Consider the following 26,609-nt stretch of genomic DNA (forward strand, 5'->3'; position numbering starts at 1 on the left):
CCGCACGTACGGATCTGTGAGGGGCTAAGATTGAGAGGTCTTAGTCTACTCGACTACAGAACTGAATCAAAAGAGCTCGAAGGAGCTCTTTTTCCTTTTTTATAATAGTATCATTATGGTATAATAGAGACATTAAAATCGGAATTTCAGGAGGTGTTTTTATGCCACAAATGAATAAGGGAGGAAAATTTATTTTCGGGAAATCACTCATTCGGACGGATGGAACATTGCGGATTCCACCGCAGGCAATGGAAGAATATCACATTGCAGATGAAGGAAAAGTATATCTTTTTACCGGAAGTAAGATTACCGGTGGCTTCTGCGTCACCCGGAAAGGCCTTTTGCATCCGTCAAAACTTGGTCACATTTTGGACGATACTCCACCGTTGCTTGATTACTCAGCAGGTTCTGGCGAATTTATCAAATACAAGGGGCGTTCCTACTGCTGGGTAGAGATTTCACAGGAGGGGCAAATTCTTCTTACGAAGAAAATGATGGATTTTTTGAAGGTGAGACCCGGAATGGAGCTGCTCTCTATCCGCAGTAGCGACATCGCGTTTACGATGGGAGCTAAAGGACCGCTATTGGAAAAAGCAGAAAACTATGATGGTGAAATTCCGCTTTTTTAAGTGTAACAATTTGAATTTGTGGAGGATAACTATTGTGGATAAAGCAGTTATTTATATACATGGAAAAGGTGGTAATGCTGAAGAAGCTATTCATTACAAACCGCTCTTTAGTAATTGTGATGTGATTGGTCTCGACTATACTGCACAGTTTCCATGGGAAGCAAAAGAAGAATTTCCATTACTTTTTAATTCAATTTATAGAAACTACAAGACGGTTGAAGTAATTGCCAATAGCATTGGAGCGTATTTTGCTATCAATGCCTTATCAAATCAGCAAATAGAGAAAGCATATTTTATTTCGCCCGTTGTAGATATGGAAAGGCTTATTGCTGATATGATGATTTGGGCAAATGTTACAGAGGATGAACTCAAAGAGAAAAAAGAAATTCAGACAACCTTTGGAGAGACTCTTTCATGGGATTATCTTTGCTATGCAAGAGAAAATCCTATTATATGGGAAATCCCAACGCACATTTTGTATGGTGAAAAAGATAATCTTACCGCTTATGGAACGATATTTGAATTTGTACAGAGGACTAATTCAACATTTTCTATTATGAAAAATGGAGAGCATTGGTTTCATACGGATGAACAAATGAAATTTCTTGATGAATGGATAATAAAATCTTCCAAATAAATTCCAGCTTGCAGGGAAGTTGGTTATCACGGAGATGAAGAGAAATGGATGAGAGGAAAGCGTATTGGTTTGAACAGCCATATATGCCGCGGATGAAAAATATTGCGGTGGCTCCTGTTATTCTGGAAGATGGAAGGCTGTCCTTCTGTGTTCCGGGGGATGATGGTCCTCCGTGGTCAGGGGTGTGGAACCTGACAGGAAAGGTTGTTCTGGACGGGGATGATTATTTTGAGTTCCAGTGTGATGATGAAGTGATGCACAGACGAGGCGGAACATACAAGTTTTGTGCATTGGATATTGCTACATTCAGACGGGAAACCTGCCGGTAGATATCACAGGGAGAAGAAATTGCAGACTGCTGTAAAACAACAGAAGAACTGCATGAATGGTACCTGAAACACTGGACTTACAACAGATAGGATGATTATATTTACGAAGGCATCAGTCACCTGGTTGGCTGGTGCTTTTTTCGTGGGGAAATGGAGGTGGCGGGATGTATCCTGTGTCGGATGCTTTTCTGAGGGCAGTCAGGAGTAATACAAGAAAATATTACTGGACGGGTACAATCGTTACCAAGGGCGGAATGACGTATGAGTTCGGGGCAAAGGAGATTGTGAAGGGTTCCGGGTATATTTCCAGGCAGTGCTGTGGGAGTACGGAGATTGAGCTGGGAACGGTGTATGCTGCGGAGATGGGGATCACACTTCTGAGTGATATTGACAGGTATACGCTGGAGGATGCACTGGTGACGCTGGTGTTTCATCTGGTGCTGGCGGATGGTTCGGTGGAAGATGTGCCGATGGGAGTTTTTGAGGTCAGTGAGGCGAACCGTCTGGCGAAGTGCCTGGAACTGAAGGCGTATGATTTTATGCTGCGGTTTGATAAGAGTTTCAACGGATTTGAGACTGTGGGGACTGCTTATGATTTTATTACTTTGTGCTGTAAGCGGTGTAAAGTGGAGTTTGCGAATAAGAGGGCGGAGATTGATGCCATGCCGAATGGCGGGGTGACGCTTTCTGTTTATACTGAAAATGATATTGAGACCTGCCGGGACGTGCTGTTTTATGTGGCACAGGTTCTGGGAGGTTTCTTTATTATCAACAGGGAGGGAAAACTGGAACTGAGAAAGTACGGGAAGGATCCTGTGATGAAGGTGGAGCAGAGACACCGTTTTTCTTCCAGTTTTTCGGATTTTATTACCAGATACACGGCAGTGAGTTCCACCAACAAGCAGACGCAGATTGCAGAGTATTATGCTCTGGATCCGGATAACGGGCTGACCATGAATCTGGGTGTGAACCCACTTCTGCAGTTTGGACTGGCAGAGACCAGAGAGATGTTGTGCAGGAATATATTGACGGATCTGTCAGTGATCAACTATGTACCTTTTGATTCGGATACAATCGGGAACCCTGCCCTGGATCCGGGGGATGTGCTGACATTTGCAGGAGGACAGGCGGATGAGGGACAGATCACCTGCATCACTTCCATCAGACAGAAGATCGGGGGAAAGCAGAGCCTGAAATGTGTGGGGAAGAACCCGAGGCTGGCTCAGGCAAAGTCAAGAAATGACAAGAATATTTCGGGACTGCTGAATCAGATTGAAGACAATGCGAAGACCGGGAAGATCGGGATCCATATGTTTACCAATGCTTCCGCGCATGAGATCGGGCAGACGAAGGTGAAGCTGATCAGTATCCAGTTTGCTTCTTCTGAGGAAAACCATATGCAGTTTTTTGCACAGGTTGTTGTGGATGTGGCTGCGGATCCGGTGGAACGGTCTGCGGAGGCTTCCGGGACTGTGGTGATTCCATTTCCGGGCGGAAGCGGCAGTGGAACTGGAAGTGGTACGGGTGGTTCTGATGGAACCGGGGAGACATCGGATGAGGAAGTTCTGAAAATGATGCGGCAGGGAATGAAGTTGGAAATACTTCCGGGGATGAGAATACAGGGAGTACGGATGATGTCGCTGGTGGCTCGGATTCCGGATCCGGAACCGGGAGTGGTTCGGAGGTTTCTGTGGATGTGAGCCTGCCGGTGAAGTGGCAGGAAGACGGACAGGCGGTCTGCCATGTGGTCTTTGAATTTAATAACGAGGAGATCGTGGAGCATTGTCCGGTGGAGACCTGGCATTCAGGGAAACATATTTTGTCGCTGTATTATCCCATTGAGAAGATTGTTGCCAATTATACGAATACATTCAATGTGTATCTCTGGATGGAGAATGGCAGCGGGACCGTTGATGTGGGAGACTGCATTGCCTCTGTCAGCGGACAGGCAATGGCGGCAGGGGAAGCCTAGGACGGAAAGCTTGAGGTGGAAGATTATACCACGAGATTTGCCATTGGCGGAGGACTGGATGTGAATGGTTTCCGGGAATCGCTGTCCATGCAGATGAAGGAGACGGTGAACAGAGGATTTGAAGTGTATTTTGCTGAGAGAGCGGGAATCAGCGGTTTCTGCAGGCCGGTAGAAATGGAGGGTGTGTGATGAAGTTGAAAGGTGAAATGGTCATTGAACTGACCGATACGAATACGGGTGCGGTGGAGACAGTTCAGGAGACGAACATGATCACGGAGGCAGTGAACAATATTCTGGGGCTGAATCCCATGGGGATTTATCTGAAAGCCAGCGGGGAGTATGACAATTCTGTTTTGTGGAACGGGACGCTGCTTCCCATCTGCCCGAACATGATCGGCGGGATCCTGCTGTTTCCGACAGTGCTGGAAGAAAAGGCGGATCATATTTACGAGCAGGGGAAGAACCTGCCGGTGGCTTATGCTTCCAACAATGTTAATTCCGGTTCCAATGTGGCGAGGGGAAGCCTGAACCAGACGGAGAGCAAGAAACTGGACAATGGATATAAGTTTGCGTGGGAGTTCACTCCCAGCCAGGGAAACGGGAATATTGCAGCTGTGGCACTGACCAGTGCCCTGGGCGGGCAGAATGCTTTTGGCAGTGCGGCAGGGGATGCCAGCACGTTCCTGCTTCTGAAAAAGGTGGATATCGGGGATATCCCGAAGGCGAAGCAGATGACACTGTTTGAGGCGGTGGAACTGGATTTTGAAAAGAACCTGCTGTATTCCATCACCTTTGGGACTTCCAGTGTGACCATTACGAAGATCCGGATCCCGGTGTTTAACATCGGGCTGAATGAGAAGCTGGATGATACCACGTATACCGTACTGGAGGAACAGACACTGACAACGGAAAGTTTTACGTTCCTTGGGGATTACACGAAGTACGGGGAATTTATGGACGGACATGACGGATACTGGTATGGATTTTCCAATGAGCCGAATGCTTCCGGGGATGCGAAGATGGTGTGGATCCGGATCTCCAAAAAGGATTATTCCTTTACGGAGGGAAGCTGGACACTGTCCAAGGCGAAGCTGTCGGAAGTGGGCACAAGGGCAAAGGACGGTTCCTATCCGGAGCGGAATGTAAAATGCTGTGTGAGGAAGGGGTATCTGTATGTGCCTTCTTATGATAAGAAGGGAGTTTATAAGATCAATGTTGCAAATTCAGCGGATGTGACGCTGATCCCGCTGGGATTTACTTCCAAACTGAAATCCCTTGGGGAGGCTGGTTCCTGTGAGGTGTATATGACGCTTCTCGGTGACATGATCGTGGCAGGGGATTTCCAGATCACGGCGGATGACAGGGTGATCAAAACACAGGGGAGTGCAAGGTTTGAAGCCATGGCAACGCCTTTGTTCCAGTATAAGAACTTTGTGTTTATGTGGGGCGGCAGTTACGGGAAGGAGCACAGGTGTGCTTACCTTCTGACGCCTTATCTGGCAAGTATTAATAATCTTTCGTCAGCGGTGGTGAAGAATACGGACAAAACGATGAAGATCACGTATACGCTGACGGAGGAAACAATGTAGGTCTTTCTGCCGCAAGGCATGGAGATAGAAAACTTATTTACGGCAGTTCTCAGAAATGGAGGCTGCTTTTTTCATGGGAGGAGGATTCTGGCATGAAGGAATTTTGGAACTTTATTCAGATGGTTTTTATGGCTGTAGGCGGATGGCTGGGCTGGTTTATGGGAGGCTGTGACGGGCTTCTGTATGCCCTGATCGCTTTTGTGGTGATCGATTATCTGACCGGGGTGATGTGTGCTTTTGCGGACCATACGCTTTCCAGTGAGGTGGGATTCCGGGGGATCTGCAGGAAGGTGCTGATCTTTCTGCTGGTGGGAATGGCCAATATTTTGGATGTGGCTGTGATCGGGAACGGATCCGTGCTGAGGACAGCGGTGATCTTTTTCTATATTTCCAATGAGGGTGTGAGCTTGCTGGAGAATGCAGGACATCTGGGGCTGCCGATCCCGCAGAAGATGAAAGATGTGTTGGAACAGCTGCATGACAGAGGGAAAGGAAGTGATGGGGAATGAGACTGGTTGAAAGTTTTCTGACTAAGAATCCCTGCTATACTGCAGGGAGAAAAATTACTGTAAAAGGCCTGATGCTTCACTCGGTTGGATGTCCGCAGCCGAGAGCACAGGTTTTTCTTGATTCCTGGAATCACACTTCTTTTGGAAGTGCATGTGTGCATGGTTTTATTGATGGAAATGATGGAACGGTGTATCAGGCATTGCCATGGAACCACAGGGGATGGCACTGTGGCTCCGGTAGTAAGGGAAGTGGAAATAATACGCATATTGGTGTGGAGATGTGTGAGCCTGCCTGCATCCGGTACACAAGCGGATCTGGTTTTACCTGCTCCGATCTGGCGAAGGCAAGGGCATCGGCAGTGCGGACGTATGAAGTAGCGGTGGAATTGTTTGCCATGCTTTGTAAGAAGTTTGGTCTGGATCCGCTGGCAGATGGTGTGGTGATTTCCCATAGAGAGGGACACGCAAGGGGAATTGCTACAAATCATGGAGATCCGGAGCATCTGTGGAAAGGTCTGGGACTGCCTTATACGATGGATGGATTCAGGAAAGCTGTGAAGGCTGCTATGTCTGGGAAAGCTGAAGGGACGCAGGCTTCTGTGTTTCTGGGGATTTCCGATGAGAAGGCAGCGGAGCGGATTGGAGTGCTGTGTGCAGAGGATATGAAAACCAGTGGGATTCTGGCTTCGGTGTCTGCGGCGCAGTTTATTCTGGAATCGGGTTATGGCAGGACGGAACTGGCGCAGAAGGCAAATAACTGTTTTGGGATGAAGTGCGTGTTGTCTGGGAATACTTGGAATGGAAGTATCTGGGATGGAACCAATAAGTACCGGAAGAAGACGCAGGAGGATGATGGAACCGGAAAGCTGTACACGGTGACTGCGGATTTCCGGAAGTATGTCTGTGTGGAGCAGTCTATTGCGGATCATTCTGCTTATCTGCTGGGCGCAATGAATGGGAAGAAAAAGAGATATGCGGGACTGGCCGGGGAGAAGGATTACCGGAAGGCTGTCCGGATCATTAAGGATGGCGGCTATGCAACGGACAGTTTTTATGTACAGAAGATCTGTGCCATCATTGAGAAGTATGGGCTGACACGGTTTGATGGCGTGAAGGTGGAGAAAAAGGTCTGGTACCGGGTGAGAAAAGACTGGAAGGATGCTAGAAGTCAGGCAGGAGCATTTCAGGTGCTGGACAATGCAAAGAAATGTGCAGACGAGCATCCGGGATTTTCGGTGTTTGATGAGAATGGAAAGGCAGTGTACAGTTCCGTGGATAAGAAGCAGGAAGAGGTGTTTCGTCCGTATCTGGTTCGTGTGGAGATTTCGGATCTGAATATCCGGAAGAAGCCGGGAACGGATCAGGAGAAGGTTGGAAAATATACGGGTGTTGGCTGTTTTACTATTGTTGCTGAGGCTGACGGTGTCGGAGCATCAAAGTGGGGGCTGCTGAAAGCGTATGAGAAAGAGCGGAATGGGTGGATCTCGCTGGATTTTGTGACAAGAATATAATAGTGAGTGATGAGGCTTTGCATTGCGGCGGTGGTCGTGGTGTGAAGCCTTTTTTTGTTAGGGCAAAGCCCTGTTTGCCATTGTGGAGTTTTTGGTCGCTTTCAATATAACATCCGGAATCGAGGTATCTTTTTTTTCTGCAAAATCACGAACTTTGCTCATTTATAGATATCAGAAAAAGGAAGATACTTTGAGGAATCTTTACGAAAAGAAAAAAGAGAAGTTAATCTCATATATCTGCTTCTTGGCTAGTCTGGGATTAAAAGTAACAATCCTTTTTTCTGTTATCTTGAACTTTTTAATTTTTCCTGTTTCGGAGTCCTTGAATTTATATTCAAACTCATCTACACATTCTTTGATGCGGTACAAAAGTATTAAGCAGTTAAAAACAAAAATCCAAGAAGATATTTACTAATCTTATTGACATAGAACAAAAAATGAATATAATCATAGTTGAACAACTATTCAACTCCGATTATACGAGGTAAGTGTATGTCTAAACCGTCTTATATTTGTAATTGTGATGTGATTCATGAGGATATTGTGAATGATGTGAAATCCAAGATGCAACCCAAAGATGATTATATCCAGTTGGCATCTTTATTTAAGCTATTTGGAGATGGTACCAGAGTACAAATCTTACACGCTCTGGAACAGAGTGAGATGTGTGTATGTGATCTTGCTGTGCTACTGGGGGTAACGAAATCCGCAATCTCACACCAGTTAAAGGCATTGCGTCTTGCGAATTTGGTAAAATTCCGTAGAGAAGCGCAGATAGTTTACTACTCTCTGGCAGATGATCATGTGAAAGAGATTATTGATAAGGGATTTGAGCATCTATGGCAGAAATAATATTTTTAGCATTATAGTTGAGCAATTGAGCAACTAAACAAATTACAAGGAGGTCATTATGAAACGAATATTTTTATTAAAAGGCTTGGACTGTCCGAACTGCTCCGCAAAAATTGAAAAAGAAGTCGGAGAATTGGATGGAGTACAATCCTCAGTTGTAAATTTGATGAAGCAGACGCTGACAATCAATGTTGCTCCAGCTGCCGCAAATACAATAGCCAGTCAGATTGAAACGATTGTCCACAGCCATGAGCCGGGTGTGGAGGTTCAGGAAGAAACAATTATCCCCGTTACAAAGAGTTATTTGTTAAAGGGCTTGGACTGTCCGAACTGCTCCGCAAAAATTGAAAAAGAAGTCGGAGAATTGGATGGAGTACAATCCTCAGTTGTAAATTTGATGAAGCAGACGCTGACAATCAATGTTGCTCCAGTTGCCGCAAATACAATAGCCAGTCAGATTGAAACGATTGTCCACAGCCATGAGCCAGATGTAGAAGTTTCCGAAATTGCACAGGAATACTATATACCTGCAAAAAAACAGGATACCAATACATCCTATAACAATGAGGACAAGAAGTTGACGATTCGTTTAGCGATTGGCGCAGCAATCTATGGTATTGGTATGGCATTGACAGTTTTTGCGAAAGTGCCACTGCCTGTCGAGTTAGTTTTTCTCATTGTCTCCTATATTATTCTTGGCGGGGATGTTGTATGGCAAGCTGTGAGGAATATTTCAAAGGGACGTGTGTTTGATGAACATTTCCTGATGAGCGTTTCTACGATTGGTGCTTTTGTCATTGGTGAATATCCGGAAGCAGTTGCTGTTATGCTGTTCTATCAAGTTGGTGAATTTTTCCAGTCATTGGCTGTTGAGCGTTCCAGAAAATCTATATCAGATTTAATGGATATACGTCCGGATTGTGCTACAGTCAGAAGGAACGGAGAATTGATTACCATATCTCCTGAAAGTGTTGCCATTGGCGAGATTATTATTGTAAAGCCTGGTGAAAAAATCCCATTAGACGGTGTGGTATTGGATGGAGATTCTATGCTGGATACGAGGGCTTTAACTGGAGAATCGGTTCCGAGAAGCGTTCATAAAGGAGACGAAGCACTTTCCGGTTGTATGAATCAGACGGGTGTTTTAACGATTAAGACAACGAAAGCATTTGGTGAATCTACTGCTTCAAAGATTATTGATCTTGTGGAGAATGCGTCCAGTAGAAAAGCACCAACAGAAAATTTCATTACTACATTTGCACGTTATTACACTCCTGTTGTTGTAATCTTAGCAGCTATTCTGGCAATTCTGCCACCGATCCTTCTTGGTGGAGGTTGGACAGAGTGGATTCGCAGAGGATTTGTTTTCCTTGTGGTATCTTGCCCATGTGCATTGGTCATTTCAATCCCGCTGACTTTCTTCGGAGGTATTGGTGCGGCATCTAAACGAGGTGTTCTTGTAAAAGGAAGTAATTATTTAGAGGCGCTTAATAATGTCAGCATTATTGTGTTCGATAAAACTGGAACACTTACAAAGGGTGTTTTCAATGTGACTGATATTCTGCCTGCAAATGGATTTTCAAAAGAACAGGTTCTGGAGTATGCGGTCCAGGCAGAGAGCTTTTCTAACCATCCTATTGCAAAATCCATTCTCTCTGCTTATGGAAAAGAAATTGACCAATCAGTTATCTCTGATTACAAGGAAATTTCCGGATATGGAATCAGTGCCATGGCAGGAAAGAAGAAAGTTTATGCTGGCAATACGAAACTTATGGATTCAGAGCATGTGGAGTACACAGCCTGTGAAAAAGTTGGTACAAAGGTTTATGTAGCAGTAGATGGTCAATATGCCGGATGCATTTTGATAACAGATGAAGTAAAGCCGGACAGCAAAAAAGCAATTTCTGATTTGAAACATATCGGTGTGGAAAAAACAGTCATGCTTACTGGTGATGATGAAAAAATCGGAAAGGCTGTTGCGGAAGAATTGCAGTTGGATGAATATTATGCACAACTGTTTCCTGATCAAAAAGTGGAAAAGGTTGAGCTTTTAGACAGTAAAAAGAGACAGGGAAGCAAATTAGCTTTTGTTGGTGATGGTATCAATGACGCTCCTGTCCTTGCTCGTGCGGATGTTGGTATCGCAATGGGTGGTCTTGGTTCAGATGCGGCCATTGAAGCAGCAGATGTGGTTCTGATGACAGATGAACCATCTAAGCTGGTGGATGCGATTGATGTGGCAAAAGCGACAAAGCAAATTGTCATGCAGAATATAGTGATTGCCCTTGGAATTAAGAGTGTGTTCCTGATCCTTGGTGCTCTGGGTATAGCTGGAATGTGGGAAGCTGTATTTGGTGATGTAGGCGTTACCATAATTGCCGTCTTGAACGCAATGAGGATTTTGAAAAAATAAGAAACGAGGTGGCAATGTGAAACGGAAATTGATTCTGTTAGCAGTTACAATTGTTTTTCTTGCAGGTTTCGGTGCACTTTTGCATTCACCGCCTTCTATGATTGATGCAGTCACAGGAGCAACACCGAAGTCAAAAAAGGCGGCTCAAGCCTCCGCACAGTTGGAAGGCTCTTATGTTCTCGGTATTAATATGATGTCAGATGGTCTCGACAACGAGAACACCCGGAATAAATTAAAAGAATTGGCACTGGACGATTCGGAAACAAATGAAACAGATCTCATGAAAACGGACATTAGTTTTCGGTTATATGTATCTGAGACGGATTATCCGCTTGTCAGTTATGCTAAGAAACTCTGTGACAGGTTGAAACAGGCCGGCTTTTTCGTAGATCTGAAAGAGTACAGTAACACAATGATGCTATCAAGAGTGGTAAGTGGAAAGTATGATGTATTCCTGGCATCGGATGATTTTATTGACGTTACAACGCTAACACAGATGGACTATATGATCATGGACAGCGAAGAAATGAGGTGAGCGGGAATTTATGAGAAAATGGAATACGATTTTGTCTGTTTTAATGCTTCTCATTTTTATGATTCATGGAATCATGGGCAGCTTTATGCTGAACGGAGTTGGAAGTAGTGCAGGGAAACTTCTTGCATGGATTGGTGTTGGTATTCTTGTTGTGCATACGGTGATTGGTGTCATCCTGACAGTTCAGAGTTTACAGACAGCGAAGCAATCAGGAAAAATGTATCTGAGACAGAACGCCATATTTTGGGCGAGACGAGCCAGTGGGATGGCAATACTGATTCTGCTGTTATTCCATATTGGCTTGTTTGGAAAGGTGCAGAATGGGACATATATTTTGTTCCCTTTTACAACGGTAAAGATGGTAACTCAGCTTTTGTTCGTAGCGGCAATCTTTGTTCATATTTTTATCAATATACGCCCATTGCTCGTATCACTGGGAATCATTAGTTATAAAGAACGAAGGAGCGATATTTATTTGATCCTTTCGGTGCTTCTTCTTTTTATAGCGGGAGCGGTTATTTTATATTATATTGGGTGGCAATATCTATGAGTAAGACAATTATTATTATAGGTGCTGGATTGGCAGGACTTTCAGCGGCTTTGCAGGCAGCGGAAAATGGATGCAATGTAAAACTGGTTTCCTCCCTTCCGTCAGAGCGGGCACAGTCTGTTATGGCGGAGGGCGGTATCAACGCAGCTTTGAATACAAAAGATGAAAACGACAGTCCCGAAGAACATTTTACAGATACAATAAAGGCAGCATGTGGTCTGGCAGATCCAAATGCAGTTTGGGGAATGACACAGGCAGCACCGGAGCTGGTGCACTGGTTGCTAAAACTTGGAGTTAAATTTAACATGAGTGGCTATGATGATGTGGATCTGCGGAATTTTGGCGGGCAGAAAAAGAAACGGACTGCTTTTGCACAGAGCGATACCGGGAAGCAGATCATGACAGCTATGATAGACGCTGTTCGCAGGAAAGAAGCATCTGGTATGGTAGAACGGTTCAGCCATCATTCTTTCCTAACACTTCGTCTGTGTGGCAATATTTGTTGTGGCTGCGTAATCAGGGATGAATACAGTCAGGAGACTGTGGAATTACCGGGGGATGCGGTTATTGTTGCCACCGGTGGTATGCACGGATTGTTTGGAAATACAACGGGTTCGCTGAGCAATACAGGAGAAGTCACCGCAGAATTGTTCCGGCTTGGTGTTCCTCTGGCAAATGGCGAGATGATCCAGTACCATCCGACTACTGTGGAATGCGGCGGGAAACGTATGCTTATCAGCGAGGCAGCTAGAGGGGAAGGCGGTAGGCTGTTTGCTCTCAGAAACAATCAGCCGTGGTATTTCATGGAGGAAAAATACCCGGAGCTTGGAAATCTGATGCCCCGTGATATTACCGCCAGAGAAATATGGAAGGTCAGCCATGAATCCGAGGTATTTCTTGATATGACGGAAATATCGAAGGAGGTCATTTCAAATAAGCTGTCTGGCTTAGCAGATGACTGCATGACATATCTGCATAAGGATATCCGGAAGGAACCGGTGCCTGTTTTGCCAGGAATCCACTACTTCATGGGTGGTATTCTTGTGGATGAACAGCACAGAACGTCGATTCAGAATCTTTATGCTGCCGGGGAATGCTGTGCCCAATATCATGGTGCAAACCGTCTGGGTGGTAATTCCCTGTTGGGCGCATTGTACGGAGGACGTGTTGCGGCAAAATCAGCATGTGAACAGGCAGATGTAGTAGATCTATCTTGTGCGACACAGATAGATTTTCCACCAACGTCTCAAATTTTAGAAATAAAGCAATTAAACAAAGTGATGCAGGATACTATGGGCGTTGTCAGAAATGAGAATACGTTGTTAAATGGGATCCAAACGGTACAAGCGCTGACAGGAAATCTTCCATTGATTGGCATGGCAGTTCTAAAGAGTGCTCTTGCAAGAAAAGAAAGCCGTGGTGCACACTGGCGGGAGGATTATCCGAAGAGCAATGACGATGATTACCTTAAAACAACGGTAGCCAGATTTGATGGAAAGCAGATACAGATTTCCTTTGTACCTGTTCCAGAAAGGCGGTGATTCACTTGGTATATAAAATAAGAATCAGGCGGCAGGAGAGTCAGAAATCAGACAGTTATTGGCAGGAATTTGAGTTTGACGGAAGCAAAAACAGCTCTGTTGCCAATGTTCTAAAGGAATTGAACAGTAGAACACCTTTGAAAGATAATTCAGGGAATATAGTTACTCCCATCAGCTGGGAATGTAGCTGTATGGTGCGAAAATGTGGGGCTTGCGCCATGCTGATTAACGAACGTCCGAGGCTGGCATGCTCTACATTTCTACATACGTTAAAAGGTTCTACAATCACCTTGGAACCTTTAAGCAAATTTCCGCTTGTAAGAGATTTGATCGTTGACCGGTCAATTCTGTTTGAAAATTTGAAAAAACTGAACCTTTGGCTTGAAAGTGAAGCTTATATGAATCCGTGGACACATGAACCGAGATACCAGTCGGCACGCTGTCTGATGTGTGGCTGCTGCCTTGAAGTGTGTCCTAACTTCTCTGCAAATGGGACTTTCGCAGGCGCTGTTGCTGCAGTCAACGCATTTCGGATTCTGAATGAAGAACAGGAAATAAGCCATCGGAATGAGGTTTCAACTCAATATAAGGAAAATTATTTTGAGGGATGCGGGAAATCATTAGCTTGCCATAACATTTGCCCGATTGGTCTGCCTGTCGAAGAATTGATCGTGAGGTCAAATTCGGTAGCTATTTGGGGAAGACAGTGAGTATCAAAACGCTGATTAAAAAAACATGATTAACCTACATCTATGGTTTTACCAAAAATAGAGACATATCCTTTGTTTCGGTGTGGTAGCGGTTTTATTATGGACTGGATTCCGTCAAGGATGAATTTGATGCTTCCCTGAGAAGTATATCCAGTCGGAAGAATATGTCTCAGCAAAGCAGCAGAAGAGATATTGATCAAATTATGTCAATGTCTCTTTTTTTATGGAAGAAACAGGCTGATCAGAAATATGCAAAAGAGTAGCCTATTTTAATTATTTAACGAAAGGCGAACAGGGGTGTTCACAAGGGTGTGCACCGTTAAATTGTATCAATTTCGTAGTCGCAACGAAACCTTGCTGTTGTGGATATTACATGAATATATTTTGCGCTAGAATAATTATTGGGTATATGTTAAAATATAAAGAACATATATTCGAACGTTTATCAAGGTGGTGTATAGCATTGACAAAGTCAGAGAAACTACGAAAAATTCAGGAAATATTGGAATTAAAGAATCCACAAGAGAATCTGTATGCAGATCTGTTAAAGACAATAGGAGATTTGAAAACAAATTATGGGGATTACATGATTACGGAGCCGATTGACTGTAATGAGGAACTGAAACGTGTTCCGGGAGCGGATTATGAACTTTGTACGGCGTTGCTGACAATGCTGCTGAGAGAAGATTATTTTTCCAATGGTTCTTTTGAACGGAGATTTGCTGACGGGCAGGTGCTTCCTGTTCTGGTGAGGATGAAGGATGTTTTGAGTGCAGGAGTGTGATTTTATGAAAGTCGGGGATACTGCATATATTGTGGAATCAAACAGGTATGTGAGAGAAGTGGAGATCCGCAGGTGTTCCGGCGGGATGTTCCTGGTACGTTTTACAGATACGGGCGGCGGAATACAGGTGAAGGCTCACAGGCTGTTTGCAACGAGGGAAGAAGCTGAAAAGAGTATTGAGAAGGCACCAGAGACAAAGAGGGTGCGTGGGAATCCGTATGACCGATGGTATTGAACGGATGATAAAGTAAATAAATGATCAGGGGAAACCTGTTGCTGTTTGCGGAGAAATCTGTGGATGGCAGCGGGTTTATTTTTTTGTCCGGAAAGTCAAAAAATCAGGGACCAGGACTCCTTGGAACAGTAGGAGGTGGTTTTTGGCTATGGGAAAAATTGAACTGATCGATACCGGCAGACTGACGGAGAAACAGGCCAGGCTAAACATGGAAAAGTGTGCAGAGTTTCTGGCAAGAATGATCCAGAAGTACGGGGATGTGGTTCTGGGGGAGATTGAGGAGAGAAATTCACAGCTGCAGGGGAAGTGATCGAGTGTGCCGGTGGTCTTTTGGGGCTGCCGGTCTTTTTGCGCTATGGAAACCGCATAGGAGAAGGTGGATTTTGGGGCAGTTTTTTTGGTCGTTCTGCGAGTTGGCACAGACTGGTGATTCCGATATATTTTATGTACGGCAACCGTATGACGATGGGCAACCGAAATGAGGTGAAGATTTGAGAAAGAAATGTTACATATATACCCGTGTTTCTACAGCGGCTCAGACAGAGGGATACAGTCTGGAAGCACAGACAGAGCGGCTTCGGAAGTATGCGGACTATAAAGAAATGGAAGTGGTCAGGGAATACTGTGATGTAGGCAGATCTGGAATGAGCATCAAGGGCAGACCGGCTTTTATGGAAATGATGGATGACATTTCCTGTGAGAAAGATGAGATCTCCTGTGTGCTGGTGTTTAAGTTATCCCGCTTTGGAAGAAATGCGGCAGATATTTTGAAGTCTGTGCAGCTGTTGATGGATTTTGATGTGGATCTGGTCTGTGTTGAGGATGCCATTGACAGTTCCACGCAGGGCGGACGTCTGACACTTGCTATCCTGTCGGCTGTGGCAGAAATGGAGCATGAGAATATTACAGTCCAGTTCACGACGGCGAGGATGCAGAAGCTGATGAATGGGGGATGGCCGGGCGGCGGCGTGCCGTATGGATATGTGAGTGTGAATAAGGAACTGGTGGTGGTTCCTGAGGCGGCGGATCTGGTGAGGATGATTTATCAGAAGTATCTGGAACCGGATATGATGCTGAATACGGTTGTGGGCTGGATGAATGAGAATGGTTATAAGCGTGTGGTGAAGGGAGAGGATAAGGTTATCACTTCGGATTTTGTTTCTTCGGTGCTGGGAAATCCTATTTATTATGGGATGATCGTATATAACAGGCGGACAAATTCTGAGGAGATTAAGAAAAATCCCAAAGAGATCATTTCCGTCAGGGGAAAGCATGAGGCAATTATTTCGGAAGATGTCTGGATGCGGGTGCAGGAGAAGCGGAAGAGGCTGAGAAGGCCGCAGAAAAAGGTGGATGATCCGGAGAGAATCAGTATTCTGTCTGGTTTGGTGAAGTGTCCAGTGTGCGGAACTGGAATGATTACAAAAAAGAATAAACGAAAGAACAATAATCATGGGGCTATTATAAGATTGTTTATTCTTATGGATGCCGGAATTATCGTAAGAGTGCAGGGCGTGTCTGTAATTGTAGCTGGACGTACAATCAGAAAAAACTGGACGGAGCTGTGATGGAAATTGTTGGAAAGGTGACAGAGACGCGGGAGTTCCGTCAGACGGTTATGAATACGGTTGGTGACAGGAGTTCATTGGATGCTTGTGAAGCGGATCTGAAAAGAACCAGAAAAGAACTGCACAGTCAGGAGCATCTGAAATATAAGCTGGGGGCGGAACTGGATAATCTGGATGTTCTTGCAGAAGATTATGATGATGAATACGAGGCTGTTCAGTCAGAGATTGATGAGGTTTATGACAGAATCGAGATTCTGGAGAAAAGGATCCGGAAGCTGAAAAAGCGGATGGAGGCTTTGAAGAAAGGCGTTCGTTCTTCTGATAATATACAGAAGATTCTTGATGACTTTGACCTGCTGTTTGAGAGAATGAACTGCAAGGAACGCAGGGAGCTGTGCAGGCAGTTCATTGAAAGAATTGATGTCTTCCAGGAAGAAAGGGAAGACGGCAGGATTTTGAAAAGGATTGTGTTTCGTTTTCCGGTTTATTATGAGGAGGAAGGAAAAAGGGCAGAGAATGATGAACCGGATGAAGTGGTGACATTTGAAGTAGACTGTACAGAGCATCGGGTGACTGCTTCTGAGGCAAAAGCAACCTATGCGGAGATCAGGGCATATGTGAAAGGAAAGTATGGAATGAATGTTTCTTCCTTATATATTGCGCAGGTAAAACGGAAGTATGGTCTGGATGTGGGAAAGGCTTATAACAAGCCGGCTAAAAATAAGAATCATGTGCCGGTCTGTCCGGTGGAAAAGGAAGTGTTAATTCTGGATGCCTTGAAGCATTTCCGGATGCTGGATGAGGATGTGGAGTACAGGAAGGAGAGTGCAGTGTGAAAAAGAAATGTTATATTTATATCCGTGTTTCTACGACAATGCAGGTGGACGGCTACAGTCTGGAGGCACAGAAAGAAAGGCTGATGAAGTTTGCGGAGTTCCAAGAAATGGAAGTGGGCAGGGAATACTGTGATGCTGGTAAATCCGGAAAGAGTATTACGGGCAGACCGGAGTTTCAGAGGATGCTGCAGGATGTGTCCGAGGAACGTGACGGAGTGGCATTTATTCTGGTGTTTAAGCTGTCACGTTTTGGAAGGAATGCAGCAGATGTTTTAAACTCCCTGCAGTTTATCCAGGATTATGGAGTGAATCTGATCTGTGTGGAAGACGGGATTGATTCTTCTAAGGATTCCGGCAAGCTGACCATCACGGTGCTGTCGGCAGTGGCTGAGATTGAAAGGGAGAATATTCTGGTCCAGACAATGGAAGGAAGAAAGCAGAAGGCCAGAGAGGGAAAATGGAATGGCGGACAGGCTCCTTTCGGATATGATCTGGATTCCAAGAATAGCACTCTGGTGGTGAATGAGGAAGAAGCGGAGATTGTGCGGATTATTTATGACAAGTTTGGGCATACGGATATGGGGGCAGATGCTATCTGTAATTATCTGAACCAGAGAGGTTATACGAAGAAAAAGGTCAGGGGGCATGAGCTGAACTATTTTGCCAGAGGACTGATCATGAAGATTTTGGATAATCCGGTTTATACTGGGAAGATTGCTTACGGGAAGAATGTTATGGAGAAGGTGAAGGGAACGAGGGATGAATACCGGCGTGTGAAGACTGATGATTACCTGCTGGCAGATGGACTGCATGAGGCGATTGTGGATGAAGAGACGTGGGAGGCGGCGAGAGAGAAAAGGAAGAGGACGGGGGTTAAGTGGAATAAGACACATAGCCTTGAGCATGAACATATTTTGTCGGGGCTTTTGAAGTGTCCGGTGTGTGGTGCTGGAATGGCAGGGACGGTGAGGAGAAGGAAGAATAAGAAATCTGGTGAATATAAGGATGATTTCTATTACAGATGCCAGCACAGGAGAAAGATTGATGAAGAACATTTCTGTGATTTTAAGCCATCATTGAATCAAAATGAGATCAATGCAGAGGTGGAATGGTTCATCAGGGGGATGATTGCTGATGAAAGGTTTCATGAGTATATTGGAGAAAGATTGCAGGAAAAGGTGGATGTCTCAAATCTGGAAGAGGAACGGGATCAGCTGAAGGGGCAGTTGCAGCAGGTTGTCGGGGCAAAGAATAAACTGCTTGTGATGTTGGATGCTTTGGATGCTGGCGATAAGCATTATGCAAGGAAGTTCCAGGATATGCAGGACCGTCTGGATAATCTTTATGACAGGATCTCTGGTTTTGAGAATGAGATTGCCGATGTGGAGGAAAAGATTAAGGCAGCGTATGGAAGATAAATTGGTGAAAAACAACTGTACCAAATCCTGCAAAAGTTTGATATACTGTATGCAGAAATGTCAGATATTGAAAAAAAGGAATTTATGCAGTTGTTTATTGATGCAATTGAGTTATACCCGGAAAAGATGGATGATGGGCGCATCATCAGGCAGATTGATCTGGCATTTCCGGTGTATTATGAAGGTTTTGAAGGCGAAGCAATTCGGTTGCTCAACGAAAACACAGTCGAGACGGTATGTTTATTGTCCAAACTCCATGAAGCGAAGCATCATGTGAATGTGAGACTTGACATGGACGAGATGGATTTAACGGCGGCTGAGAGCAAGGCTACTTATGAGGAGATAAAGAAGTATGTTGCAGAGTATAATGATGGGATGAAGGTATCTAATCTGTATATTGCACAGGTGAAGAGAAAGTGTGGAATTAAATTAGCGGAGAATTTTAATATTCCTAGGTCAGAGGGAGCAAAGCAACCACAATGTCCGAAGGAGAAAGAAGAGGCAATTATTGGGGCACTGAAAGCATTTCAGATGATTTAAAATCACAAAGAGGAGTGAATTACATGATGTATAATCCACAACTTGATACATTTATCTGCGTTGTAGAAGCTGGAAGTTTTAGTAAAGCGGCAGAAGAATTATATATAAGTGCACCTGCGGTTATTAAACAGATAAATTCTTTGGAAAACAGCTTAAATTTGCAATTATTTGAAAGAACACACAGAGGTCTTATTATTACGGAAGCTGGTAAATCGCTCTATCAGGATGCAAAATATCTGATTCAATATTCAAAAGAATCGTTGATACGGGCGCAGGAAGCAATGAATCATAATGAAGAAATCATTCGTGTTGGAATATCTCCGATGACGCCACCGGAAGTTTTTGTGGAACTTTGGCCTAAGATACAGAAAATATATCCGGAGATGAAGTTTAAATTGATTACATTTGAAAATACACCAGAGAATGCAAGAGAGATACTGGCTAATATGGGAAAGAATATTGATGTGATAGCTGGAATCTTTGATGAAACAATGCTTGAACTCAGAGGCTGTGATGGCACTGAGATTTCAAGAGAACCATTTTGTGTGGCGGTATCAATTCATCACAGGCTGGCAAAAAAAGAAAAAATTACACTTGATGATCTGGCTGGAGAAAATCTTATGCTCATGCGAAGAGGATGGAGTTATTATGGCGATATGCTAAGGGATGATATGATGAAAAATCATCCTGAAATCAATATTGTAGACTTTAATCTGTACAATGTAGAAGCATTTAACCGATGCGAAAACAATAATGAGGTATTACTGGCATTCAAGAGCTGGGAAAGTGTTCATCCACTGATCAGAATCATTCCAGTAGAGTGGGATTATACTATGCCGTTTGGAATTCTTCATTCGAAAAAACCGTCCATTAAGGTTAAGCGGCTGATAAATGCTATTAACAAGGTAAAATAAAAATTGAATACATGCGAGTAGAAACCTAAAGGTTAATACTGAATAACAAAACGAGACTTCTAATGGAGTCTCGTTTTGTTATACTTTAGCTGAAGTGAAAATGGAGGATACTATATGCAAATAAAGACAATAAGAATGCTTTAGATAAGAGGTAGGATATGAAAAATAAACGATTTACAGCAAAAATATTGATAGATATAGGAATGACGATATGTTTGCTTCTTCTTATGCCATATAGTCTGCTCAGCGAGACTGCACATGAGTGGATTGGTATGGCGATGCTTGTGCTTTTTATTTCACATTACATACTGAATCATAAATGGGTGACCTCTGTAAGGAAAGGAAAATATAATGCGTTCAGAGTGATACAGATAGTACTGGTTATCATCATGCTTATTCTTATAATGGGTTCCATGATAAGTGGAATATTATTGTCAAATCACATATTTAAATGGATAAAGATTTCCGGAACATATATGACAGCCAGACAGATACATATGTTTTGCGCATACTGGGGACTGGTGGTGATGTCATTACATCTCGGATTTCATTGGAATATAGCGGTAGCAATGGCAGGACGATTATGGGAACATCCATCCGTCATCAGAACATGGGCAGCAAGATCTGTCGCAACCACAATTGCAGGTTATGGTTTATATGCATTTTACAGGAGACAGATAGGAGATTATCTGATTATGAGGATGCATTTTGTATTTTATGATTATGAAAAGGGGATCTTTCCTTTTCTGCTGGATTATCTGGCAGTAATGATGTTGATAGCATTTATTGGATATTATAGTGGAGTGTTTCTAAAGAAAACAGGTAAGAGAAAACGAAAAGGTTCATACTGAAAGAAGGTGGTGTATTTATGGAAAAGCGGAAATTAGTACTTACAATTATTGGAGTTGTTATTTTAGCAATGGTAATCATGGTATATATCTACTTTTCAAAACCCGGCAGGGATGAAAAGAAGAATCAACAAACAATAAACCAGGTACAGACCGTACAGCAGAAGACAGATGAGAAAAAAGAAAATACAGAAAAAAATACATCCGGAGATGAATTGGAAAATGTTACGCCGGGAAGCGAAGAATACCAGGGCTTCCTCCTGGATAATGTTCTTCATTCTCCAAATGAAGGGGACATTCATTACAATGTATATATTCCGGATGCATATGACGGGACAAAGGAATATGCACTATATGTAACATTACCCGGATATCAGGGATTATATTTTCAGGGCGTGGGAGAAAATATCCGGACAGAAGATTTTGGATTTGAAGCACAGAAGTATATTACCGATATGATTATTGTAGCTCCACAGTTAAATGACTGGGGACAGACATCAGCAGATCAGACAATTGAACTGACACAGTATTTTCTGACGCATTATATTATTAATCCATCGAAAGTATATATTAATGGTTATTCCGGAGGAGGAGAAACCCTGTCACTGGTATTGGCAAAGCAGCCGGAATTATATACAGCGGCACTTATGTGCAGCTCTCAGTGGGATGGTGCATATGAGCCGGTTGTGGAGATGAAAACGCCGGTATATTTTGTGATTGGCGAAAGCGACGAATACTATGGATCAGAACCTTTTAAAGAGGCATACCAGCAGATACATGAGCTTTACAAAGAACAGGGATTACCGGAATCAGAGATTGATAAACTGGTGGTACTGGATGTAAAAGATAAAGATTACTTTGAAGGAACACCGGTCACTTATCAGCATGGCGGTGGCTATCTGTTTTGTCGTGACAAAGAAATTATGGGATGGCTGTTCAATCAGTAAGAACCAGAATAAACCGAAAGGTTAAGACTGAAAAACTTATCGAAACTTCTCAAAGGAATCTATCAGTATTAGAGTATGAATGTAAGATGAATGAAAGAAAACAAGGAGGATACGACAATGGAATATATTTCATTAAATAATGGTGTAAAAATGCCAATACTGGGATATGGCGTATATCAAGTAACAAAAGAGGAATGTGAAAGATGTGTGCTTGATGCTTTAAAAGTTGGATACCGGGCGATTGATACAGCACAGAGTTATTTTAATGAGGAAGAGGTTGGGAATGCAATCCAAAAGTCAGGCATTCCAAGAGAAGAAATCTTCCTTACAACAAAGGTGTGGGTCGAACATTATGGATATGAAGAAGCAAAGAAATCAGTTCTTGAATCCATGAAAAAGTTAAAGACAGATTATCTGGATCTGGTATTGCTTCACCAGCCATTTTCAGATGCTTACGGTGCTTACCATGCATTGGAAGATCTGTACGATGAGGGAAAAATCAGAGCAATCGGAATTTCCAACTTTTATGTAGACAGAATGGTTGATTTTGCATCCTTCAACCGTATTAAACCTATGGTAAATCAGGTGGAAACCCACATCTTCAATCAGCAGAAAGAGATGAAGGAATGGGCAGACAAATATGATATCCGGTTAGAAGCATGGGCACCATTCGGTGAGGGCAGAGGAGGCACCTTTGAGAATCCTGTCATCGCAGAGATTGCAGAAAAATATCAGAAGACTCCGGCACAGGTTATGCTTCGCTGGCATATTCAGAGAGGGGTAGTGGTTATTCCGAAATCAACACACATTGAGAGAATGGAAGAAAACTTTAATGTTTTTGATTTTACACTTTCTGATGAAGATATGAAGACTATTGCAGAACTGGACAAGAAGACAAGCTCCTTCTTCTCGCATCAGGATCCGAATATGGTGGAATGGTTCGTGAAGATGGTTGAGGAAAGAAAAAAGAATAATGACAGTTCAAAAGAAAAAAAGAACTGGTAAGCATAAGAGGAAAAATCAATGAAAGTATTACTTGTCAATGGCAGTCCACACAAAAATGGCTGTACTTATACAGCTCTTTGTGAAGTATCCAGTGCATTAAACGAAAATGGCATAAGTACAGATATTTTTTGGATTGGAAACAAGCCGATTTCAGGGTGTATTGCCTGCAGAAAATGTCAGGAAAAAAATAAATGCATCCTGGATGATATCGTGAATGAATTTCTGGAAATAGCAGGGGATTATGACGGATTCGTATTTGGAACTCCGGTACACTGGGGTGGTGCAGGCGGTGCAATCACATCCTTTATGGACAGAGTCTTTTATGCCGATTTAAACGGTGGCGGCGACAGATTCCGCCTGAAACCTGCCGCTGTGGTAATTTCAGCAAGAAGGGCCGGAACAACGGCCACATGGGACCAGGTAAATAAATATTTTGGTCTGATGCAGATGCCGATCATTACATCGAGATATTGGAATATGGTACATGGGACGAATCCGGATGAAGTAAAACAGGATCTCGAAGGAATGCAGGTTATGCAGATCCTTGGAAACAATATGGCATATTTCATTAACTGTAAAAATGTTGCGACAAAAATGGGAATTGAAATGCCAAAGGCACCGGATTTTGTATTTACCAATTTCATCCGATAGAAATTAGCGTGACAAACATTTTATACGACAGGAGGTGACCTTAGAATGAAAACAAAGAAAATAGCAGCAGTACTCTTAACATGCATCGTGGCAATCGGTTTGATGGCAGGATGTGGAGCAAGCAATACAAACCAGTCTGCTTCTAATAATGACAGCCAGTCTATAAGTACAAACCAGTCTGGAAATGAAGAAGCGGATACAAATTCCGAAAACACTACAGATACAACAGAAAATACATCAACAGGAAATGGAAAAATATTGGTTGTATATTATTCAGCTTCAGGAAATACAAAAGATGTTGCTGAAAAGATAGCAAAAATTACAGAGGCAGATCTGTTTGAAATAGAGCCTGTGGAGCCATATACAGATGATGACCTTGACTGGACAGATGATGACAGCCGGGTGTCAAGAGAACATGATGATGAGAGCTTAAGAGATGTGGAACTGGTGTCTACAACAGTTGATAACTGGGATTCATATGATACGGTATACATTGGCTATCCTATCTGGTGGGGAATTGCAGCATGGTCAGTAGATAACTTTGTAAAAGAGAATGACTTTACAGGAAAAACAGTCATCCCATTCTGTACAGCAGCGACCTCGGGAATCGGTGACAGCGGTAATCTTCTGGAAGAGATGACAGGAACAGGTGACTGGAAAGAAGGGGAACGATTCCATGGTGGAGCGTCTGAATCAGATATCAGTTCATGGATAGACAGTCTTGGATTATAAAAGAATAAAAAAATATTTGGAGGAATCGTAATAAGTAAGACATAACCTTTAGGTTTAAACTGCCTAACAAAGAGAGACTTCTGTCCGGAGTCTCTTTTTCTTATACTTACAGTAAAGTTTGAAATATAGAAAAGGAAGATAAAGATGGAGATAAGAATTTTAGGAAGAGACTTAGAAGTATCAGAAATCGGATTTGGATGTATGGGAATGAGTCATGCATATGGAACTGTTTCAACACAGAAAGAAGCAGAAGAATTGATTGAAAAAGCGATCGATGAAGGCTGCACATTTTTTGATACGGCAGAGATATACGGAACAACAGAAGACCCTCATCACAATGAAAAACTGCTTGGGAAAGTGTTAAGGCCATATAGAAACAAAATTGTCCTTGCATCAAAGTGTGGGATACGTTTTGATGAAACTGCAACAACTGTAAATAAACCTTTGATTCCTGATGGACGACCGGAGACGATTAAAGCATCGATTGAGGGATCTTTAATGAGACTTAACACAGACCATCTTGATTTATATTATATTCATCGTATTGACATGACTGTACCGATTGAAGAGACGGCAGGAGCTATGAAGGAGTTAATGGAGCAGGGAAAAATCACACACTGGGGGTTATCAGAAGCCAGTGAAGAGATTATTCGACGTGCACATAAAGTATGCCCGGTTACAGCGATTCAGAACAGATATTCCATGATGTACAGGGATTATGAGAAATTATTCCCGGTGCTTGAAGAATTGAAAATAGGATTTGTTGCATTTTCGCCGCTTGCAAATGGATTACTGACAGCAGCATATCATTCCCATGGGGAATTTGAAAAGCCGGGAGATTATCGAAGCGCAATGCCACAGTTTACAGAAGAAGGATTAAAGGAAAATAATGAATTTATGTCCTGGATGAAAGTGATTGCAGAAGAAAAAAATGCCACGCCTGCACAGATTTCTCTTGCATGGATGCTTGCAAAGAAACCATATATCGTACCAATTCCGGGAACAAGAAAAGTAAATAGACTGGAAGAAAATATGGAATCAGCAGATATAAAGCTGACTCAGGATGAAGTAAAATCTATTGATGAGATGCTTGCCCATATGCCGATGTCGCAGGTGTTTGGAGGTTCAAAAATACAGAAGAAATAAAAGAGGTGAGCAATGAAAACAAGGAAAAAGATAACCATCGGGGTAATAGTGGCTTTCTTAGCGGTAGTCATGGTGGGTTATATCTATCTGTTTACAGGGGTTAAAATAAGTAAAGGAGAATAGAGATAATGAAGAAAATGTTAGTTGTATATTATTCCTGGTCAAATGGAAACACGAAAAGAATTGCAGAGCAGCTGACTAATGGGACAGGTGCAGATATTGCGAGAATCGAAACAACAGAGCCATACAGCGGCAGTCATGAAGATGTGGTTGAACAGGGAAAAAGAGAGGTAGAGGCAGGCTTTATGCCTCAGATCAATCCGATATCTGTAAATCTTGCTGATTATGATGTGATTGCTATCGGAACTCCAACGTGGTGGTATACGATGGCACCTGCAGTGCTTACATTTTTGACAACAAATGATTTTACAGGAAAGACAGTGATTCCATTTATGACAAATGGTGGATGGCCGGGGCATGTTATAAAAGATATGAAGGAAAATTGCAAAGGAGCTGCCTTTGCACATGAAATGCAGATTCAGTTTGATTCCAAAGGAAAAGATCATCTGGAAACTTCAGAAGAGGTGATTACAGAATGGATTGGGCAGATAAATACTGATATAAACAAATAACCATAAGGAGAGATAAAACAATGAGAATAAATTTTGGAGCAAAGCCATTTTTATATCCACAGCCGGTTATGATTCTGGGAACCTATGATGAAAATGGAAAGGCAAATGCAATGAACGCTGCATGGGGCGGAATTGTAGGTGCAAATGAGATTATTGTAGATTTGTCTGCCCATAAGACAACAGACAATATTATAAAAAATAAGGCTTTTACAGTAGGGGTGGCAGATCTTGAACATCTGGTTGCCTGCGATTATGTGGGAATTGTTTCTGCAAATAAAGAAGCAGATAAGATGAAAAAAGCAGGCTTTACTACAACGAAAGGTGAATTTGTAAATGCACCAATCATCAATGAACTTCCATTGACTCTTGAGTGTGAACTTGTAAAAGTTATTGATGGCAGCAAGTATCTTGCGGAAATTAAAAATGTAAGTGCAGATGAGAAATATCTCGGTGATGACGGAGAAATTGATCTTAGTAAGTTTACACCAATTACATATGATCCGGTACATCACGGATATTACAGACTTGGAGAACGTGTGGGAAATGCTTTTAAGGATGGAGCAAAGTTAAAATAAG

Annotated in this window: 29 protein-coding genes and 1 pseudogene; all 30 read left to right on the forward strand. The window is 42.9% G+C overall.

Going from position 1 to position 26,609, the window contains the following annotated elements:
* The first annotated feature begins 170 nt into the window (after positions 1-170).
* Positions 171-629 (forward strand): hypothetical protein, encoded by a 459-nt coding sequence (locus NE638_RS12870; protein ID WP_330384604.1) that lies wholly within the window; start codon positions 171-173, stop codon positions 627-629.
* Positions 630-663: 34 nt separating this feature from the next.
* Positions 664-1,266 (forward strand): alpha/beta hydrolase, encoded by a 603-nt coding sequence (locus NE638_RS12875; RefSeq protein ID WP_044961585.1) that lies wholly within the window; start codon positions 664-666, stop codon positions 1,264-1,266.
* A gap of 44 nt (positions 1,267-1,310) precedes the next feature.
* Positions 1,311-1,595 carry a hypothetical protein gene (locus tag NE638_RS12880; RefSeq protein WP_021651675.1) on the forward strand — a complete coding sequence of 95 codons (285 nt, stop codon included), beginning with the start codon at positions 1,311-1,313 and terminating at the stop codon, positions 1,593-1,595.
* Positions 1,596-1,759: 164 nt separating this feature from the next.
* Positions 1,760-3,295, forward strand: coding sequence for a hypothetical protein (locus NE638_RS12885; protein ID WP_244094843.1), 1,536 nt, complete (start codon positions 1,760-1,762; stop codon positions 3,293-3,295).
* Positions 3,286-3,567 (forward strand): hypothetical protein, encoded by a 282-nt coding sequence (locus NE638_RS18450; protein WP_244094844.1) that lies wholly within the window; start codon positions 3,286-3,288, stop codon positions 3,565-3,567. The genes NE638_RS12885 and NE638_RS18450 overlap by 10 nt, the downstream gene beginning before the upstream one ends.
* A 15-nt stretch (positions 3,568-3,582) precedes the next feature.
* Entirely contained in the window at positions 3,583-3,756 is a 174-nt protein-coding gene (locus NE638_RS18455) for a hypothetical protein (RefSeq protein WP_244094845.1), read from the forward strand.
* A complete protein-coding gene (locus tag NE638_RS12900) occupies positions 3,756-5,156 on the forward strand; it encodes a hypothetical protein (protein WP_173746325.1) in 1,401 nt (466 codons plus the stop codon). Before NE638_RS18455 ends, NE638_RS12900 begins: the two co-directional genes overlap by 1 nt.
* Positions 5,157-5,248: 92 nt before the next feature.
* Positions 5,249-5,665 carry a phage holin family protein gene (locus tag NE638_RS12905; protein WP_021650473.1) on the forward strand — a complete coding sequence of 139 codons (417 nt, stop codon included), beginning with the start codon at positions 5,249-5,251 and terminating at the stop codon, positions 5,663-5,665.
* A complete protein-coding gene (locus NE638_RS12910) occupies positions 5,662-7,176 on the forward strand; it encodes a glucosaminidase domain-containing protein (protein WP_110102350.1) in 1,515 nt (504 codons plus the stop codon). Before NE638_RS12905 ends, NE638_RS12910 begins: the two co-directional genes overlap by 4 nt.
* Positions 7,177-7,668: 492 nt before the next feature.
* A complete protein-coding gene (locus NE638_RS12915; RefSeq protein ID WP_021650476.1) occupies positions 7,669-8,028 on the forward strand; it encodes an ArsR/SmtB family transcription factor in 360 nt (119 codons plus the stop codon).
* A gap of 58 nt (positions 8,029-8,086) precedes the next feature.
* Entirely contained in the window at positions 8,087-10,441 is a 2,355-nt protein-coding gene (locus tag NE638_RS12920) for a heavy metal translocating P-type ATPase (protein WP_110102353.1), read from the forward strand.
* 16 nt (positions 10,442-10,457) lie between these two features.
* A complete protein-coding gene (locus NE638_RS12925; RefSeq protein WP_021650478.1) occupies positions 10,458-10,976 on the forward strand; it encodes a DUF6921 family protein in 519 nt (172 codons plus the stop codon).
* A 10-nt stretch (positions 10,977-10,986) separates the two neighbouring features.
* Entirely contained in the window at positions 10,987-11,526 is a 540-nt protein-coding gene (locus tag NE638_RS12930) for a pilus assembly protein PilX (protein ID WP_173746327.1), read from the forward strand.
* Positions 11,523-13,067, forward strand: a complete 1,545-nt coding sequence (locus tag NE638_RS12935) for an FAD-binding protein (protein ID WP_173746329.1) — start codon at positions 11,523-11,525, stop codon at positions 13,065-13,067. Before NE638_RS12930 ends, NE638_RS12935 begins: the two co-directional genes overlap by 4 nt.
* On the forward strand, positions 13,064-13,777 hold the full coding sequence (locus NE638_RS12940; protein WP_330384935.1) for a succinate dehydrogenase/fumarate reductase iron-sulfur subunit: 714 nt from the start codon (positions 13,064-13,066) through the stop codon (positions 13,775-13,777). The genes NE638_RS12935 and NE638_RS12940 overlap by 4 nt, the downstream gene beginning before the upstream one ends.
* Before the next feature lie 463 nt (positions 13,778-14,240).
* Positions 14,241-14,561 (forward strand): DUF6508 domain-containing protein, encoded by a 321-nt coding sequence (locus tag NE638_RS12945; RefSeq protein ID WP_173746331.1) that lies wholly within the window; start codon positions 14,241-14,243, stop codon positions 14,559-14,561.
* Positions 14,562-14,565: 4 nt separating this feature from the next.
* Positions 14,566-14,796 carry a hypothetical protein gene (locus NE638_RS12950; protein WP_021650484.1) on the forward strand — a complete coding sequence of 77 codons (231 nt, stop codon included), beginning with the start codon at positions 14,566-14,568 and terminating at the stop codon, positions 14,794-14,796.
* A 148-nt stretch (positions 14,797-14,944) separates the two neighbouring features.
* Entirely contained in the window at positions 14,945-15,106 is a 162-nt protein-coding gene (locus tag NE638_RS12955; RefSeq protein ID WP_158526416.1) for a hypothetical protein, read from the forward strand.
* A gap of 181 nt (positions 15,107-15,287) precedes the next feature.
* Positions 15,288-16,364, forward strand: coding sequence for a recombinase family protein (locus NE638_RS12960; RefSeq protein ID WP_173746333.1), 1,077 nt, complete (start codon positions 15,288-15,290; stop codon positions 16,362-16,364).
* The gene (locus tag NE638_RS12965; RefSeq protein ID WP_173746336.1) at positions 16,364-17,200 is read left to right on the forward strand and encodes a coiled-coil domain-containing protein; all 837 of its coding nucleotides are present in this window, start codon (positions 16,364-16,366) and stop codon (positions 17,198-17,200) included. The genes NE638_RS12960 and NE638_RS12965 overlap by 1 nt, the downstream gene beginning before the upstream one ends.
* A pseudogene (locus NE638_RS12970) lies at positions 17,197-19,158 on the forward strand (recombinase family protein). Before NE638_RS12965 ends, NE638_RS12970 begins: the two are co-directional and overlap by 4 nt.
* A complete protein-coding gene (locus tag NE638_RS12975) occupies positions 19,098-20,072 on the forward strand; it encodes a LysR family transcriptional regulator (RefSeq protein WP_330364100.1) in 975 nt (324 codons plus the stop codon). The pseudogene NE638_RS12970 and the gene NE638_RS12975 overlap by 61 nt, the downstream one beginning before the upstream one ends.
* A gap of 158 nt (positions 20,073-20,230) precedes the next feature.
* On the forward strand, positions 20,231-20,923 hold the full coding sequence (locus tag NE638_RS12980) for a DUF4405 domain-containing protein (protein WP_021650491.1): 693 nt from the start codon (positions 20,231-20,233) through the stop codon (positions 20,921-20,923).
* Positions 20,924-20,940: 17 nt separating this feature from the next.
* Complete coding sequence (locus NE638_RS12985; protein ID WP_021650492.1) at positions 20,941-21,867, forward strand: prolyl oligopeptidase family serine peptidase; 927 nt, start codon at positions 20,941-20,943, stop codon at positions 21,865-21,867.
* A 117-nt stretch (positions 21,868-21,984) separates the two neighbouring features.
* Entirely contained in the window at positions 21,985-22,872 is an 888-nt protein-coding gene (locus tag NE638_RS12990) for an aldo/keto reductase (protein WP_015528535.1), read from the forward strand.
* A gap of 18 nt (positions 22,873-22,890) precedes the next feature.
* Complete coding sequence (locus NE638_RS12995) at positions 22,891-23,523, forward strand: flavodoxin family protein (protein ID WP_006427000.1); 633 nt, start codon at positions 22,891-22,893, stop codon at positions 23,521-23,523.
* Between the two features lie 45 nt (positions 23,524-23,568).
* Positions 23,569-24,255, forward strand: a complete 687-nt coding sequence (locus tag NE638_RS13000) for a flavodoxin (protein WP_021650493.1) — start codon at positions 23,569-23,571, stop codon at positions 24,253-24,255.
* Between the two features lie 144 nt (positions 24,256-24,399).
* The gene (locus NE638_RS13005) at positions 24,400-25,401 is read left to right on the forward strand and encodes an aldo/keto reductase (RefSeq protein WP_015528537.1); all 1,002 of its coding nucleotides are present in this window, start codon (positions 24,400-24,402) and stop codon (positions 25,399-25,401) included.
* Positions 25,402-25,529: 128 nt separating this feature from the next.
* On the forward strand, positions 25,530-26,033 hold the full coding sequence (locus NE638_RS13010; RefSeq protein WP_118608477.1) for a flavodoxin: 504 nt from the start codon (positions 25,530-25,532) through the stop codon (positions 26,031-26,033).
* A 20-nt stretch (positions 26,034-26,053) separates the two neighbouring features.
* Positions 26,054-26,608 (forward strand): flavin reductase family protein, encoded by a 555-nt coding sequence (locus tag NE638_RS13015; RefSeq protein ID WP_118608478.1) that lies wholly within the window; start codon positions 26,054-26,056, stop codon positions 26,606-26,608.
* Position 26,609: the final 1 nt, after the last annotated feature.

Source organism: Blautia sp. MSK.18.38, from assembly GCF_024460535.1.
GTDB lineage: Bacteria > Bacillota > Clostridia > Lachnospirales > Lachnospiraceae > Blautia_A > Blautia_A fusiformis.